7 protein-coding genes and 1 pseudogene are annotated in these 15,777 nt (G+C 67.7%); 3 read left to right on the forward strand and 5 right to left on the reverse strand.

The features are described from left to right. Nucleotides 1-1,145: 1,145 nt before the first annotated feature. Together carB and KF745_11750 are read right to left on the reverse strand one after the other, a co-directional pair. Nucleotides 1,146-3,251: pseudogene (carB, locus tag KF745_11745) on the reverse strand (carbamoyl-phosphate synthase large subunit). Nucleotides 3,252-3,380: 129 nt separating this feature from the next. Continuing rightward, nucleotides 3,381-4,568, reverse strand: a complete 1,188-nt coding sequence (locus KF745_11750) for a DUF1275 family protein (GenBank protein MBX3359085.1) — start codon at nucleotides 4,566-4,568, stop codon at nucleotides 3,381-3,383. A gap of 342 nt (nucleotides 4,569-4,910) precedes the next feature. Here KF745_11750 and glmS point away from each other — a divergent pair, with 342 nt between their 5' ends. After that, entirely contained in the window at nucleotides 4,911-6,737 is a 1,827-nt protein-coding gene (gene glmS / locus KF745_11755) for a glutamine--fructose-6-phosphate transaminase (isomerizing) (protein MBX3359086.1), read from the forward strand. 22 nt (nucleotides 6,738-6,759) lie between these two features. Here glmS and KF745_11760 read toward each other — a convergent pair whose 3' ends face one another. Next, nucleotides 6,760-7,230, reverse strand: a complete 471-nt coding sequence (locus tag KF745_11760) for a RidA family protein (GenBank protein MBX3359087.1) — start codon at nucleotides 7,228-7,230, stop codon at nucleotides 6,760-6,762. 192 nt (nucleotides 7,231-7,422) lie between these two features. Between KF745_11760 and KF745_11765 the strand changes: the two genes are divergently transcribed. Beyond that, nucleotides 7,423-11,952 carry a hypothetical protein gene (locus KF745_11765; protein ID MBX3359088.1) on the forward strand — a complete coding sequence of 1,510 codons (4,530 nt, stop codon included), beginning with the start codon at nucleotides 7,423-7,425 and terminating at the stop codon, nucleotides 11,950-11,952. Nucleotides 11,953-11,967: 15 nt separating this feature from the next. On the opposite strand, the gene KF745_11770 is transcribed toward KF745_11765, so the two are convergent. Continuing rightward, entirely contained in the window at nucleotides 11,968-13,224 is a 1,257-nt protein-coding gene (locus KF745_11770; protein MBX3359089.1) for a hypothetical protein, read from the reverse strand. A gap of 46 nt (nucleotides 13,225-13,270) precedes the next feature. Then, the gene (locus KF745_11775; GenBank protein ID MBX3359090.1) at nucleotides 13,271-14,065 is read right to left on the reverse strand and encodes a 1-acyl-sn-glycerol-3-phosphate acyltransferase; all 795 of its coding nucleotides are present in this window, start codon (nucleotides 14,063-14,065) and stop codon (nucleotides 13,271-13,273) included. A 137-nt stretch (nucleotides 14,066-14,202) separates the two neighbouring features. Between KF745_11775 and KF745_11780 the strand changes: the two genes are divergently transcribed. Then, entirely contained in the window at nucleotides 14,203-15,771 is a 1,569-nt protein-coding gene (locus tag KF745_11780) for a restriction endonuclease (GenBank protein ID MBX3359091.1), read from the forward strand. The last annotated feature ends 6 nt before the right edge of the window (nucleotides 15,772-15,777 follow it).

Below are 15,777 nucleotides of genomic sequence, written 5' to 3' on the forward strand. Positions count from 1 at the left end.
GATGCACGCGGGTTCACCTCCAGGATGTAGATCCGGTCCCCTCCGGTCACCATCCCGTTCGCGCCGGGCTGCTGCTGCTTGATCGCCATCTGCACGTTCATCAGCCCGCGCACCCGCAGTTCCCGCGCCAGGTCGCGGCTGATCCGCTTGATCTCCTCGACAGTCTCCGCGGCGAGCGACCACGGCGGGATCGTGCACGCCGAGTCCCCCGAGTGGATCCCCGCCTGCTCGATGTGCTCCATCACGCCGCAGACCAGCGCCGTGCCCGGCTCGCCGGGGCCGCCGCCGAAGTCCGCCACGACGTCGACATCCACCTCCGTCGCGTCGTCCAGGAACTTGTCGATCAGCACCGGGGCGTTCTCGAGCTCCGAGATGTCGACGGCGTTGAGCATGTAGTGCCGCAGCGCCCTCTCGTCGGGGCAGATCTCCATGCCGCGCCCGCCCAGCACGTACGAGGGGCGGACCAGCACGGGGTACCCGATGCGCCCCGCGATCTCGACGGCCTGCTCCAGCGTCCGAGCAGTCCCGCTCGGCGGCTTGCTCAGCCCCAGTTTCTCCAGCAGCGCGTCGAACCGCTTGCGATCCTCGGCGAGATCGATCGAGTCCACGCTGGTGCCGATGATCGGGGCGCCGGCCTGCTCCAGCCCGTGCGCCAGGTTCAGCGGCGTCTGGCCGCCAAACTGGACGATCAGGCCGTGGACCAAGCCGCCTTGAAGTTGCAGCCATGAATCAATGTTCGACTCGAGTGTTGGAGCAACATCGAGCTTGACATCTCTCCAGCGGCCAGAAGGCCCCGGCTGATTGACAAACGAAGCGAGCCTTGGTTCGTCGCCGGAACTGAACGCGATGTTCCAGACACGGCCCGAGTCGTCAACCCCTTCCAACACCGCCGTCTTGATCTCCTGCCCGTCCAATTCTTGGTAACCGCGACCTGCTGCGAAGATCGCGAGCCTCCGAATCGCCACCGCCTGGAAGGCTGCGCGAATCTGATTCATGAAATCTGATGGCAACCTGCAGATTGCGTCGCCCTTCCAAGGGGTAGACAGCCTGCTCGGATCGTGTCTGAACGTGTCGTCTACAAGGAGGCTGCGGCCGTCAGTGTGAGTGAAATCGACTACCTCCACCGGCGTGCGGGAGGTCATTCGATTCAGCCGCTCCACAACATTCAGCACATCCTCCAGCGTCAGCGGCTCGAAGAACAGCAGGTCGCTCGTGTCGTAGTCCGTGCTGACCGTCTCCGGGTTTGAGTTGATCATCACCGACTCGAAGCCGAGTTCCTTCGCCGCGAACGCCGCGTGGCAGCAGCAGTAGTCGAACTCGATCCCCTGGCCGATGCGGTTGGGTCCGCCGCCGAGGATGATCACCTTCTTCCTGTCGCTGACGCGGATCTCGTCGTCCGCCGCGGGCTCTTTGTCCGTGCCCACCGCCGCGGCGGCGGTCTCGTAGGTGCTGTAGTAGTACGGCGTCCGCGCCTCGAACTCCGCGGCGCACGTGTCGACCAGTTTGTACACCGGCTCGACCCCCAGCGCCTGCCGCCGCCGGCGCACCCGCAGGATCGTGTCCGTCGAGATCGTCCCCAGGTACAGGTTCGCCAGCTGCGCATCGCTGTACCCCATCTGCTTCGCCTCGAACAGCACCCCCGGCGGCACCTCGTCCAGGCTCGCAAAGCCGCACAGCACATCCTCGAACTCGACGAGCCTCCTGATCTGGTCGAGGAAGAACAGGTCGACCTTGCAGAGCGAGCGGATCCGCTCCAGGCTCCACCCCATCTTCATCGCGTAGCGGATGTAGTACAGCCGCCCCTGGCTGGGCACCGCCAGCTTGCGCGTGAGCTTCTCCTCGGGGATCGGCCACTCCAGCGCCTCCCCGTCGGCCGTCTTAAGCCCCGTGTCGCTCGCCGCGACCGCGGTCCCCGGGTCGAGCATCAACTGGCTCCCCTCCACCGCGCGCACCGCCGCCAGCCACTTGTCGTTGCGGTCCAGCCCCAGGCCGAACCGCTTGACCTCCATCGACCGGATCGCCTTCTGCAGGCTCTCCACGAACGTCCGTCCGATTGCCATCGCCTCGCCGACGCTCTTCATCTGCGTCGTCAGCGTCTCGTCCGCCTCGGGGAACTTCTCGAAGGTCCACCGCGGCATCTTCGTGACGACGTAGTCGATCGCGGGCTCGAAGCACGCGCTCGTGGTCCCCGTGATGTCGTTCTTCAGTTCGTCCAGCGTGTAGCCCACCGCCAGCTTCGCCGCGATCTTCGCGATCGGAAACCCCGTCGCCTTGCTCGCCAGCGCGCTGGAGCGGGAGACGCGCGGGTTCATCTCAACGACCACCATCTCGAACGGCTTCTTCCCGTCCGGGCCCGGCGCCGGATCGGGATTCACCGCGAACTGCACGTTGCTCCCGCCCGTCTCGACGCCCACCTCGCGCATGATCGCGAAGGCCGCGTCGCGCATCGCCTGGTATTCCTTGTCCGTCAGCGTCAGGATCGGCGCCACCGTGATCGAGTCCCCCGTGTGCACCCCCATTGGGTCGATGTTCTCGATCCCGCACACCACCACGCAGTTGTCGGCGCGGTCGCGGACGACCTCCAGCTCGTACTCCTTCCACCCCAGCAGGCTCTTGTCGATCTGCACCTGCCCGATCATCGACAGCCGCAGCCCGCGGGTCACGATCTCCTCGAACTCCTCGCGGTTGTATGCGATCCCGCCCCCGCTCCCCCCCAGCGTGAACGCCGGCCGGATGATCGCCGGCAGCCCGATCGTCCCCAGGAACTCCAGCGCCTCGGCCTGCGTCGTCACCGTCCGGCACGGCGGCAGCTTCAGCCCCACCTTCTCGCATACCTCCTTGAACGCCTGCCGGTCCTCCGCCCGCCGGATCGCCTCGCGGCTGGCGCCGATCATCTCGATCCCGTGCCGCGCCAGCACCCCGCTGTCAAACAGGGCGCACGCCGTGTTCAGCGCCGTCTGCCCGCCCAGCGTCGGCAGCAGCGCGTGGATCGGGTCGCCGATCTCCTTCTGCTTCTGGATGATCTTCTCGACCGCCTCCGGCGTGATCGGCTCGATGTACGTCCGATCCGAAAACTCCGGATCGGTCATGATCGTCGCCGGGTTCGAGTTCACCAGCACGATCCGGTACCCCTCCGCCCGCAGCGACTTGCACGCCTGCGTCCCCGAATAGTCGAACTCGCACCCCTGCCCGATGACAATGGGACCCGACCCGATGATCAGGATCGTCTTGATGTCGGTGCGCTTGGGCATCGGTCTCCTTCAAGGGCCGTCACGGGCAATGGAGGCGGTCGTCGGCTTTGCGCCGGGCGCAAACTCCGTGACAATACGCGCGATGTCCCGGAATGTCGCTCGCCCAAGGTTGTCCGCGACCGCCCGCGATCAGCCGCGGTCCCCCGCCTTGAGCTCCTCCAGCAGCACCAGCCCGCGGGCCACCGCCAGTTCCAGATCCGCGCACACGCTCGTGGGATCGATGACCCCCGCCGCGCCGGCCTGCCGGAGTTGCTCGTACTGCTCCCCGGAGAGCCCGGCCAGCACCAGGCGCCGCTGCTCGCTGCGGAAGGCGGTCAGCACGGTCCGCAGTTCCAGGGCGGCGTTGCTGTCCAGCCGCGTGACGTCCCCCAGGTCCAGGATCACCACCCGCGCCGCCTTGGGCAACCGCTCCGCCCACCCCACCAGGTTCGGCAGCCGGTGCACCGTTCCCTTCCGCGTCGCATCCTTCTTCAGGTGGAACACCGCCAGTTCCCCCGGCAGCCCCCCGACCGTCCCGTTCGAGATGAGGTCAGACGGCTGGATCTCCGCGATCGGCCTCACCAGATCCTGGTAGACGATCCATACCAGGAACAGCACCGGCGGGATCATCGCCAGCCGCGGCTCGGCCCAATGGATCAGCGTCCCCAGGAACGCCCCGAACGCGAACGACCCGATGATCGACGCCAGCAGCACCAGCCGGCGCGGCGTCGGGTGCGTCCGCAGCCCGCGGACCAGCGACCGCATCGACCCCGGCGGCACGTCCCGCGGCCGGTCGACCAGCCACCACACAAACTGCACCAGCTCCAGCCCAAGGTCCGTCACCACCCCCGTCACGTGTGTCGTCCGCACCACCCCGCTGCTGATCCGCGTGATCGTCGCGTTCTGCAGCCCCATCGCCGCGGAGGCCACCCCGGTCATCCAGTAGTGCCCCGCTCCCACCATCGCCCCCGCCGGACCGACCTGCTCGACGCCCACGGCGAACACCAGCAGCAAGGCCGCCTCGGCGGCCATCGGCAGCACATAGATGGATTCCCACCCCCGCCTCCGGCCCAGTTCCGTCATGACGCCGGACAGGACCGCCCCGAGCAGGAACGTCCCGAGCAGGAACACGGCGTACCCCGCCAGCGGCCAGGCATCCCCGGATCCCAGCATCCCTTCGGCCATGTCCCGCCCGAGGTTGGACGTCGTCCCACTGACGTGCGAGGTCACCGATCCACAGACCAGGATCGCGATCAGGTTCGTATACCCCGCCACCCACGCCAATGTCACCGCCAGCCGGGCCTGCTGGACGAAGGAATGCGCCTGGCCGACAAACACGGTTCAGCCCCGCGAACCCCTCCCCGTTTCGACCCGACCCTCACCCGCCGACAATAGCCTACCGACGCCTCCGATAATTCGGTCTGCGGAAAGTCTGACTTAAGTCATTGTGCAATAAGCAGTTGGCCTGCGCAGTCGGGCAATTCGATAACCAACGCAGGCCATGATCCGGAATTCCGCGTTTCGGCGACCCGGCGAGCGGCCGGTGACGTACCACGGCGTCGCCTGTCATTTGGGCCGATACACCCTATAGGATCCCCCGCGGGCGGTTCCTTGACGACACCCCCGACATTCCGAGCCCGCCGGCCCCCGGCACGGGGCCCCACCCAGGAGCCGACCCTTATGTGCGGAATCGTCGCCTACATCGGTCAAAAGCCCGCTCAACCGATCCTGATCGAGGGCCTCAAACGCCTGGAGTACCGCGGCTACGACTCGGCCGGCGTCGCCATCCTCAACTCCAAGCTCACCGTCGCCCGCGCCGTCGGCCGGGTCTACCAGCTCGAAGAGAAGCTTGAGAAGATGGGCAGCCTCCACGGCACCCTCGGCATCGCCCACACCCGCTGGGCGACCCACGGCGGGGTGACCGAGATCAACGCCCACCCCCACCGCGATGACCGGCACGGCATCGCCGTCATCCACAACGGCATCATCGAGAACTACGCCGCCCTCCGGACCTACCTGAAGGAGAAGGGCCACGTCTTCCAGTCCCAGACCGACACCGAGGTCATCTCGATGCTCATCTCCGAGCTCTACGAGGGCGACCTCGAGCAGGCAGTGCAGGCCGCGCTGCGGGAGGTGACCGGGGCGTACGCCCTGGCCGTCATCTGCGAGAAGGAGCCCGACACCCTCGTCGTCGCCCGCAAGGGCTCGCCGCTGATCGTCGGCGTCGGCGACAAGGAGTTCATCGTCGCCTCCGATTCCTCGGCCATCGTCGCCCATACCACGCAGGCCTTCCACCTCGACGACTACAACGTCGTCAAGATCACGCGCGAGGCCTTCAGCACCTCGACGATCCACTCCGTGCCCGTGACCCCCAAGATCATCCAGTTGGAGATGGACCTCCAGGAGATCGAGCTCGGCGGCTACGAGCACTTCATGCTCAAGGAGATCCACGAGCAGCCCGCCGCAATCCGGAACTCCTGCCGCGGCCGCTTCGACATCACCGAGGGCCGCGTCATCCTCGGCGGCCTCTCCACCTTCGCCAAGGAACTCACCCGCGCCAAGCGGGTCATCCTCACCGCCCAGGGCACCGCGCTGCACGCCGCCATGATCGGCCGCTACCTCCTCGAGGACCTCGCCAAGGTCACCGCCCAGACGGAGTACGCCTCCGAGTTCCGCTACCGCAACCCCGTCATCGAGGACGGCACCGTCGTCATCGCCGTCAGCCAGTCCGGCGAGACGGCCGACACGCTCGCCGCGCTGCACGAGGCGAAGGAGCGGGGGGCCCTCGCCCTGGGCGTCGTCAACGTCGTCGGTTCGACCGTGGCGCGCGATACCGATGCGGGCGTCTACCTCCGCGTCGGCCCCGAGATCGGCGTCGCCTCCACCAAGGCCTTCACCGGCCAGGTCGCCGTGCTCACGATGATCGCCCTGTTCATGGCGCGCCGGCGCCTCATGTCGGCCGGCGATACCTCCGAACTGCTCAAGGAACTCGACCGAGTCCCCGAGAAGATCGAGCGCATCCTCGAGCAGGCCCAGCGCATCCGCAAGGTCACCGAGAAGTACGTCGACCGCGAGAACTGGCTCTTCCTCGGCCGCGGCTACAACTACCCAACCGCCCTCGAGGGCGCCCTCAAGCTCAAGGAAATCTCCTACATCCACGCCGAGGGCATGCCCGCCGCCGAGATGAAGCACGGCCCCATCGCCCTCATCAACGAGGGCCTCCCCGCCGTCTTCATCGCCAACAAGGGCCGCCAGTACGAGAAGGTCATGTCCAACATCGCCGAGGTCCGCAGCCGCGGCGGCCACGTCATCGCCGTCGCCACCGAGGGCGACGAGCACATCGCCGCCGTCGCCCAGGATGTCCTCTACGTCCCCGACGTCCCCGAGCCCTTGAGCCCCATGCTCACCGTCATCCCCCTCCAGCTCATGGCCTACTACGCCGCCCTCCTCCGCGGCCACGACGTCGACAAGCCCCGCAACCTCGCCAAGAGCGTGACGGTGGAGTGATTCCGGTCCTGCGGCGGACCGTCTACGCGATTCCCGCCGTCGCCACCAGCGCCACCGGCACATCCATCGGCAGCCGCTCTACGCCCATCAGCGACCTTGAGTGCTTCCCCACGCCCTCACCCAGCGCGTGCAGCATCAACTTCGATGCCCCATCCAGCACCTTCGCCCAATCGCCCCACCCATCGACCGTCTGCATCATCCCCTGGATGTGAGCGATCCCCGCCACGCGCTCAAACCCCACGGCGCGGTCGAGTTGCGCCAGCACATTGAGCGCGCACAGTCTCGCCGCGAGCACCCCATCCTCCGTTGTTACCTCGCGCCCCAGCCGACCGGTCCACCGCGCCCGCCCGCCCTCGACCGGAAACTGGATCGCCACGTACGCCATGTGCCCGACCACCCGCACCGCCTCGTACGCCCCGCCAGGTCGCGGCGGCTCCGGCAGGGTCAGGCCCAGTTCCGCAAGGTTGGCGCTCACCTCGGCTTTGGTCGGCATCCCCTCACTCTAGAGGTTCCGAACACCAACGCGCGTCCGGTGGTTTCCAACCGCATCCCAACCGCGAACGCATAACATCGTTCTGGACGCCGAGCAGCCACCGGCAAGTCGGGCGACCGCGGCACGGGCAGACCGAGTCCCGCGCTTGCGAACAGATCCGCCCTTCCGCCGGTTCACTTGAGGGGAGCACCGATGACCGACACTCCGACCACCCAGCCCGTTCGTACGCGCTCACGCTGGCGCCGTCGCCTCCTCCGCCTCGCCGCGGTGCTCGTCATCCTGCTGATCGCCCTCATCCTCTTTGCTCCCACCCTCGCCTCGTGGCTCGCCCCCGGCATCATCGAGCGATCCGTCAACGCGGGGATCCCCGGCAAGGTCACGGTGAGCACCGTCAGCGTCGGCTGGTTCTCCTCAACCCGCCTCGGCCCCATCTCTCTCGCCGACGACAAGGGCAAGCGGATCGCCGATGTCTCCGTGAACTCCCCGATCACCGTCTGGGGCCTGACCCGCACCGCCCTCTTTGGCCGATCACACATCACCCTCCCCGAGATCGTCATCGCCGGCTCCGCCGATGTCGTGCGCAACCCCGACGGCTCCACCAACATCGAGCGTGCCCTGGGTCAGGCCCCGGCCAAGCCCTCTCCATCGCCCGCCCCGTCCCCGGCTCCCTCCAAGCCCGCGCCGGCATCCTCCCCGGTTGAGACCGCCAAGGCCTCGCTCCGGCTCGACAGCCTCAACTTCACCTTCACCGATCTCTCCGCCCCCGCTGACGCCCCCGTCCACAAGGGGCTTGCGCTCAAGGACTTCGGCGGCCCGGTCGCGGTGGACTACCGCGCCGGCTCCAATGGCAAGCTCAACCTCAAGTCCGATCTCTCCGGCGCCTTCTCCGGCGGCGGTGTGCCTGCCACCGCCGAGAAGCAGAAGATCAAGACCGACATCGCCCTCGACCTCAGCCCCTCCGGCGTTCCCATCGCCGGATCCGCGGATGTGGATATCTCCAACGTCCCCGCCGCGCTCATCGATGTCCTCGCCGATCTCGGCGGCACGCTCTCACCATCCATCGGCCCCATGGTCGATCTCAAGATCACCGCATCGGGCAGCCTCGACAAGGCCAACGCCGCGGCGACGCTCACCGCCGCTTCCGCTGGCATCGACCTCGCCGCCGACTACAACGGCTCCCGCCTCATCCTGAGCAAACCCGCCCGCATCTGGACCAAGTCCACGCGGTTCCTCTCCGGCGTCCGCGCCCTGCGCCCCTCGCTCGACAAGGCCGGCGCCTCGGTCCAGCTCGATCAGGCCCCCGGCATCGATCTCACCATCTCCCGCCTCGACCTGCCGCTGCCCAAGGACATCATCTCCGGCGCCAAGCCCGCCGCCCCCGCATCTCTCGATCTCCGCCTCGCCGTCATCTCCGCGTCGATGAAGGTCGATGCGATGTCGGGCAAGGTCGCCGCGGCGCCCCCAGGCCCCGATGGCTCCCTGCCGCCCGCGGCCTGGAGCGCCCTCAAGACCGACCCCATCGAACTGGTCATCGACTCGGCCGACCTCAACCAGGGCATCGACGTCATCGGCAAGACCGCCGCGACCATCGACTCCAAGCCCGCAGGCACCCTCTCGATCAAGGCCCACGCCGCGGGCGTCCTCGACGCCTCCGGCAACCCCACGGCCGGCCTCCCCACCAACCTCAACGCCAACATCAGCCTCGCCGGCGCCGCCACCGCCATCCTTCAGCCCATCGTCGCCGGCCTCGATTTGCCCATCAACCTCGCCGAGGACCTCGGCCCGACCGTCGACGCCAAGCTCACGGCCTCCGCCTCCGGCTCCGCCGGCAAGGGCGGCCTTCCGCCCATCGATGCCGCGCTCTCCCTCCAATCCGACAACGCCAACGCGAACGCCGCTGTCCGTCTCGAGGACCAGGTCGTCAAGACCCGCGGCGACGCCATAACGCTGAGCATCCGTTCCGCCGGGCCGCTCGTCCGTCGCTTCCTGGCGCGCGGCGCCCAGCCCGCGCCGGAGGTCACGGGCCCCTTCGGTCTCGAACTGACCGTCAAGGACCTCGCCGCCCCCATCGACGATCGCGCGAGCAACCCCGCCGCCATCGCCGCCGCCGTCGGCCTCAAGGTGACGGACGTCTCCTTCCGCCCCGCCGCGGCCGCCGCGCCCTCCACACCGCTCCCCACCAACGCCCCCGGCGGTGCCGTGCGCCGCATCGGCCCCATCCACCTCACGCAGGCCCTCACCACCGTCTCGCTCCCAGGCAACGGCGACGGCCCCAAGCTGACGCTGAACGCCTCGATGGACCACGAGTCCAAGCCCTTCACCGCCGAGGCAGACCTCGCGCTCCCCACGTTCTTCAAGCACTGGCCGATCGAGAACGGCGACACCGTTGCCATGGTCCGCTCCGTCAACGGCATGCGGCCCGCGGGGACCATCAAGGTCGACAAACTCCCCGGCACCCTCGCGCAGTTCGCGCCCGTCCTCTCGCCCCCGGCGATCCCGCCCGCGCCCGACGACCTCAACGCCCAGATCATGGAGCTCGTCCGCGCCGCCGCGGCCCACCCGACGGACCTCGTAGTCCGCATCGTCCAGCCCAACCCGCCCTCCGGCCCCGCGCAGACCAACATCACGCTCCAGACCACCGGCGTCGCCGTCAGCACCGTCATCGACGCGTTCCTCACCAACGACCGGGCCGTCCTTCTCAAGCTCTGGGCCACGACCGGCATCCCCTCGGGCGACGTCCAGCCGGTGCTCACCGCCCTCTCCCCCGCCGGCGGTCCACCGATGCGCCTCCGCGATTCGCTCGCCGCGACGCTCACCGTCGGCACGCTCTCCGCCCCCTGGAAGCCCGGCGCCGCGGTCCCGGTCGACCTCACCGGCGGCACCATCGATGCGACGCTGGAGACCAAGGCCATCTCGCTGGACAACGTGATCATCTCCGGCTCGCCGCGCTCCTTCGGCGTTGCGCAGACCACGGTCCACGCCACCGCCCCCGCCGCCGCGATCCTCGGCGAGATGACCGGGCGCGCCAAGGCCACCCTCGCCACCGTCCTCTCCAACCTCTCCGGTCCCCAGACGGGCGCCATCGCCACAGTCACCGCGGACGCCGACGTGCAGCTCGACAAGCCCGGCGCGCCCACGCTCACCGCCGCCCTCAAGAACCTCAACGCCGCCGTCCTCGACTCGCTGCTCGGCACCGGCGGCGACGTGGTCGGCGCGCTGGGCAACTCCGGCCAGGTCGCCCTCAAGGTCACGCCCGCTCCCAACGACATCCTCACTATCGAGGCCACCGCCGACGCCCCGCGCCTCAAGTCCACCCCGATCCGCCTGACCATGACCCCCGACACCATCGCCAGCGGCGGCGATACCAAGGTCACCTGGACCCCTGACCCCGCGTGGCTCTCCACCCGGTTGTTCCCGCCCGTCGAGGGTGACGCCCCCGCCGACAAGGCGCGGCTCGACACCACCAAGCCCGTGTCGTTCGACCTTTCTCTTGGCCGCATCATCCTCTCGCGTCCCAAGTCCGAGGGCGAGAAGCAACTGCAGGGCCCCTTCAAGCCCGGCGTCTTCCTCGCCGGCGGCGTCCTCACCTCGCCCAGCATCACCGTCATCCCCGGCGAGGGCCGGCCGGCGCTCACCGCCCAGGACATCCGCGCTTCCATGTGGATGGAGGCCGCCAAGCCCGGCATCCTCAGCGCCGACCTCCGCATCAAGTCCGTCCTCGATGCCGCCACCGGCGAGGGCAGCCAGCCCTCCGCGCTCACCTGCAGCCTCGCCAACTACGCCGACGCTCGAGGCGTCCTTACCCCCGACGCCGCCACCATCGACGCCCGCGGCGACGTCCGCAAGTTCCCCTCCCCGCTGCTCGATGCGCTCGCCCACCAGGGCGGCCTGCTCACCGCCGCCCTCGGCCCGGTCGTCTCACTCACCCTGCAGGCCGACAAGGCCTCCAAGACCGGCGGCGTGATCAAGGCCACCGCCACGAGCGAGCGGGCCACCGTCACCCTCGGCGGCTCCATCACCGACGCCACCTTCGTCCAGCAGCAGCCCGTCGAACTCAAACTCTCCGAGATCACCGAGGCCCTCACCAGGGAACTCGCAGGCTCCCTCCCCGTCATCGGCACCCTGCAGAAGTCCAAGGAAGACGCCCCCGCCGTCATCCGCACCGAGGGTCTCACCGTCCCCCTCGACAAGGACCTCTCCAAACTCAACGGCGTCATCTCCGTCGACCCGGGCACCGCGAGCTTCGCCACCAGCGGCGCCTTCCAGCGCATCCTCAAGTTCGTCGGCCAGAAGCAGGCCGGCGTCATCGGCCAGCGACTCAACCCCTTTGTCGTCCGCGCCCAGCAGGGGAACCTCAACTACGACCGCTTCCAGATCCCCCTCGGCGAGTACACCGTCGAGACCACCGGCCAGGTCAACCTCGTGAACCGCACCATCAACATCGTGACCTACGCCCCCTTCTTCGCCCTCACCGACGAGGCCGCCGGCGCCTTCAACACCAACATCGCCGGCACGCTCGGCAAGATCATCCCCGGCAACGCCATCGACCGCCTCACCATGATCCCCATCCGCACCAGCGGCTCGCTCGACAACCCCAAGACCGAGGTCGACGTCAAGCAGTTCTTCGAGGAGTCGGGCAAGAACCTCCTCAGCGCCCCGGGCAACCTGCTCGAGGGGATCGGCAACCTCATCGATCCCAAGAAGAAGAAGGACAACCCCTGACCCGCAGTCCCCGCCTCACCCCTCCAGCACGAACCGCCTCTCCGCGTACAGCCGCTCGATCCGCTCCAGGTTCACGTCTCCCGCCGGCAGCCGCTCCGCGAGAGCCACCAGCAGGTCCACCATCCCCTCGAAGTCTGAGAGCGACACGAACTCCCGCGCCGCCCGCGCCGGCCCCAGACGCTCCCGGTCGTACGTCTCATCCTGCAGCTCAGCCAGATGCGGCATGTTGTGGTAGTTGCCCAGCGGCAGGCACAGGCACGTCGCCGCGTACCCGTACGCCACGAACACCGACGCCTCGCACGCCCCGCCCGCCATCAGTTTCCGCTGCCACGCCCGCGTCCCCGCCCCGCATTGGCGCGACGCCGTCTGCGACGCCGCCGGCGTGGCGGGCCTCGCGAACACCTCCTCCGCCCGCTTCGCGCACGCCGATGTCAGCCACGGCGTGAACACGCTCATCCGGTCGCCCACCCGCACGATCGGCCCGCCGCCGATCGGCGAGTCCGCGAACGATCGCGAGTTCTCCAGCGCGATCACCCGCGAATCCCGCGGCATCGTCCCCGCCTTGCACGCCGCGATCGCCCCCACGAACCCGATCTCCTCCGCCCGCGTCAGCAGCAGCCGGACATCCTGCTCCAGCCGCGCCCCCTCGCGCAGCCGCCGCACCAACACGTCCATCATCCCCAGCGCCGCGGCGACCGCCGCCAGGTCATCGCACGCGTGCGTGTGGATGCACCCGTCCACGATCTCCGCAGGCGGCAGCGCCCACGTGCCCACGTCGCCCACCCCAGCGCCGTCCATCGCCCCCGCCACGTCCTCATCAAGTTCCGCGAGGTAGCACTTGTACGCCCCCGTCGGGCTCGTCGTCGGCCCGGTGATCGTCGCCCCCAGCCGCTCGCCCCCCTCGGTGTGCACCACGATCCGCGCCCCCGCCTCGAAGAACACCTCCATCACCCCGCCGCGGAACGACACCTCCAGCGTCCCCGGCCCCACGATCCGCTCGACCACGAACGCCGGATGGTCCAAGTGCCCCGTGACGTAGATCGGCGCCCCCGCTTCCCCGTCCTTTTCGCGGCGCCCGGCGAACTCCACCGTCAGGTTCCCCGCCTCATCCTCGCCGAGCACCAGCTCCGGCCGCTCCCGCACCCAGCCCCGCACCCACTCGATCACCCGCCCCTCCCGCCCCGCCGCCGTCGGCACCTGCGTCAACTCGGTCAGCCACGCCACATGCTCATCGCGCCACACCGGCCGCTCTGCTGGGGTCTCGCTGCTCATGGCCCGATCGTATGTTCAGTTCACCCGCCGCCAGCCCCGCCGCGTCTCACGCCTCCCCGCGGTCTGCGCGCCGCACGCGCCGCTCCGGCATGCTCCACCCCGTCTCGCGCATGTAGATCGCCTCCAGGTCCGCCACGATCTCCCGCGCCGACATCCCGCGCTTCCCGTACTCGATCACCGGCAGAAACCGCACGCGCGACCGGCTGAACGTCAGCAGGCTCCCCCACGCCGTCTTCGCCGGGGGCGTCCCGTCGATGATCACCGGTAGCACCGACGCCCCCGTCCGCTTCACCAGCAGCCCCACCCCCGGCAGGAACGGCATCAGCCTACCCCGCGGCCGCTCGATCGCCCCTTCCGGAAACAGCCCGAGCACGCCCCCGCTCTCAAGGTGCCGCATCGCCTCGCGCGCCGAGAGCGCATCGCCCGATGGTTCGTTCGCCGGCCCCCCGACCCGCCCCACCGGGATCACCTCCACCCACGTCCACACGAACGCCAGTTCCGGCAGAATCATGTCCCGCGCCATCATCCATCGGATGAAGAACCGGCACTGCGACTGCACCAGCAGCGGATCCACCCCCGCCGTGTGGTTCGCCACCACCACCAGCCCGCCCGTCGACCCCGGCCCATTCGGCACGCGATACCCGTGCTCGGCCCGCGGTACATGCTCCAGCCCCTCCACGCGCAGCCGGTGCACGAGGCGCGAGTGCAGCCTGATCAGCGCAAAGCCGACCGCCGTCTCCACGTCGCCGCGCGGACTGTGCCGCATCAGCCAGCACGCCGTAGCGAACGCCAGCCACACCCCCGCTCCGACCCCGGACCAGATGAGCCAGCCGTCACCCATGCAGGCCGGATGTTAGCACTCGCAAACTCAAAGGGAAGGGCGAGTAGCGGCGAACTCTCGCTTCGAACGCTGTAATCTGGAGCGAAGAAGAGGGAGTCAACTTGCACTTTGGCGGTCAGGTACGTATTCTGTCAGGAATGGGCAATAAGGCCACACGCAAGTTGACGACTCCTGAGAAGGCCGCTGCACCCACCGCGGCCAAGCCTGCTCCCGCTGTAACGCACGGCCGCCCCTCGGCGCTGCTCGATACCCGCGTCATCTATTGCGGCGACAACCTGGAACAACTCGCGAAACTCCCCGACACCTGCATCGACCTGATCTACATCGACCCGCCTTTCAACTCAAACCGCAACTACGAAGTCTTCTGGGGCGAAACCAAGGAGAAGCGATCCTTCGAGGACCGGCACGCCAGCACGCAGGCGTACATCGACTACATGCGGCCGCGCTGCGTCGAACTCGCACGCGTCCTCAAAAGGACCGGTTCGTTCTACTACCACTGCGACTGGCACGCCTCGCACTACGTCAAGGTGATGTTGGACCAGCTATTCGGGGAAACCAACTTTCACAACGAAATCGTTTGGAAGCGTAACACTGCCCACTCCAACGCGAAACAAGGCGCAAAGGAATATGGACATGTTCACGACGTTCTATTCTATTATACAGGAGGCGCTGAGAATTGGACTTTCAATACACAGTATGTTCGGTACAGTGACGAGTACATCGAAAGTCACTATCGCTACATCGAAGAAGGGACAGGACGGCGTTACCGCAAGGGCGACCTGACCGCCAACAAGGGCGGTGGCGATACCGAGTATGAATGGACCGGGCCAAATGGGCGTAAGGTCAGGCCTTACGCTGGTCGCTACTGGGCGTACTCGAAGTCCAAGATGCTGGACTTTGAGAGGCAGGGGCGGCTCGTGTACACGTCAACGGGGATGCCAGAGTACAAGCGGTATTTGGACGAGATGCCCGGTCAAGCCCTTGGCGATGTCTGGGATGACATCGACCCGATCAACTCACAGGCGCAGGAGCGATTGGGTTACCCGACACAGAAACCCCTCGCTTTGCTCGATCGGATCATTCAGACTCACAGCAACCCCAACGACATTGTCCTCGACGCGTTCTGCGGATGCGGTACTGCCCTCGTTGCGGCTCAGATCCTCGGAAGGCAGTGGATTGGGATTGATATTTCGCCCACCGCCTGCCGAGTTATGGCCAAACGCCTCCGCGATGTCTGTAGGATGCGAGAGAGCGAACCTGGCCACCGAGCCCACGACCCCAACTCCTTCATCGTCCGCGATCTGCCGTGGACGATCGACAAGCTCAAGGCCATCCCCCCATTTGAGTTCGAAAACTGGGCTGTGATCGGCCTCGGTGGCATTCCAAACAAAGTACAGGTTGGCGACATGGGCATCGACGGTCGCATCTTTCCGGTTGGCACCAAGCCCTCAGACGCCAACAGTATGTTCGCGGGTGACTGGTTCCCCATCCAGGTCAAGCAGATAGAGCGCGTCGGTCGCCCCGATATCGACGCGTTCGAGGCCGTTATGGAACGCGAGGACCGGCAGCGCGGGTTCTTCGTTGCGTTCTCCTTCTCCTCCGACGCAGCATCCGAATGCGCTGCTTACCACAAACGGTCAGGTCGTATTATTAAGCTCATTACTGTGCAGGAAATCCTCGACCGCGACCACGTGCAGAAGATGTGAGCCGAC

Source organism: Phycisphaeraceae bacterium, assembly GCA_019636655.1.
Taxonomy (GTDB): Bacteria; Planctomycetota; Phycisphaerae; order Phycisphaerales; family UBA1924; genus JAHBXB01.

Coding starts and splice junctions, on each gene's coding strand:
- glmS (MBX3359086.1), top strand. CDS start 4,911: ATGTGCGGAATCGTCGCCTACATCGGTCAAAAGCCCGCTCAACCGATC.
- KF745_11760 (MBX3359087.1), bottom strand. CDS start 7,230: ATGCCGACCAAAGCCGAGGTGAGCGCCAACCTTGCGGAACTGGGCCTG.
- KF745_11765 (MBX3359088.1), top strand. CDS start 7,423: ATGACCGACACTCCGACCACCCAGCCCGTTCGTACGCGCTCACGCTGG.
- KF745_11770 (MBX3359089.1), bottom strand. CDS start 13,224: ATGAGCAGCGAGACCCCAGCAGAGCGGCCGGTGTGGCGCGATGAGCAT.
- KF745_11775 (MBX3359090.1), bottom strand. CDS start 14,065: ATGGGTGACGGCTGGCTCATCTGGTCCGGGGTCGGAGCGGGGGTGTGG.
- KF745_11780 (MBX3359091.1), top strand. CDS start 14,203: ATGGGCAATAAGGCCACACGCAAGTTGACGACTCCTGAGAAGGCCGCT.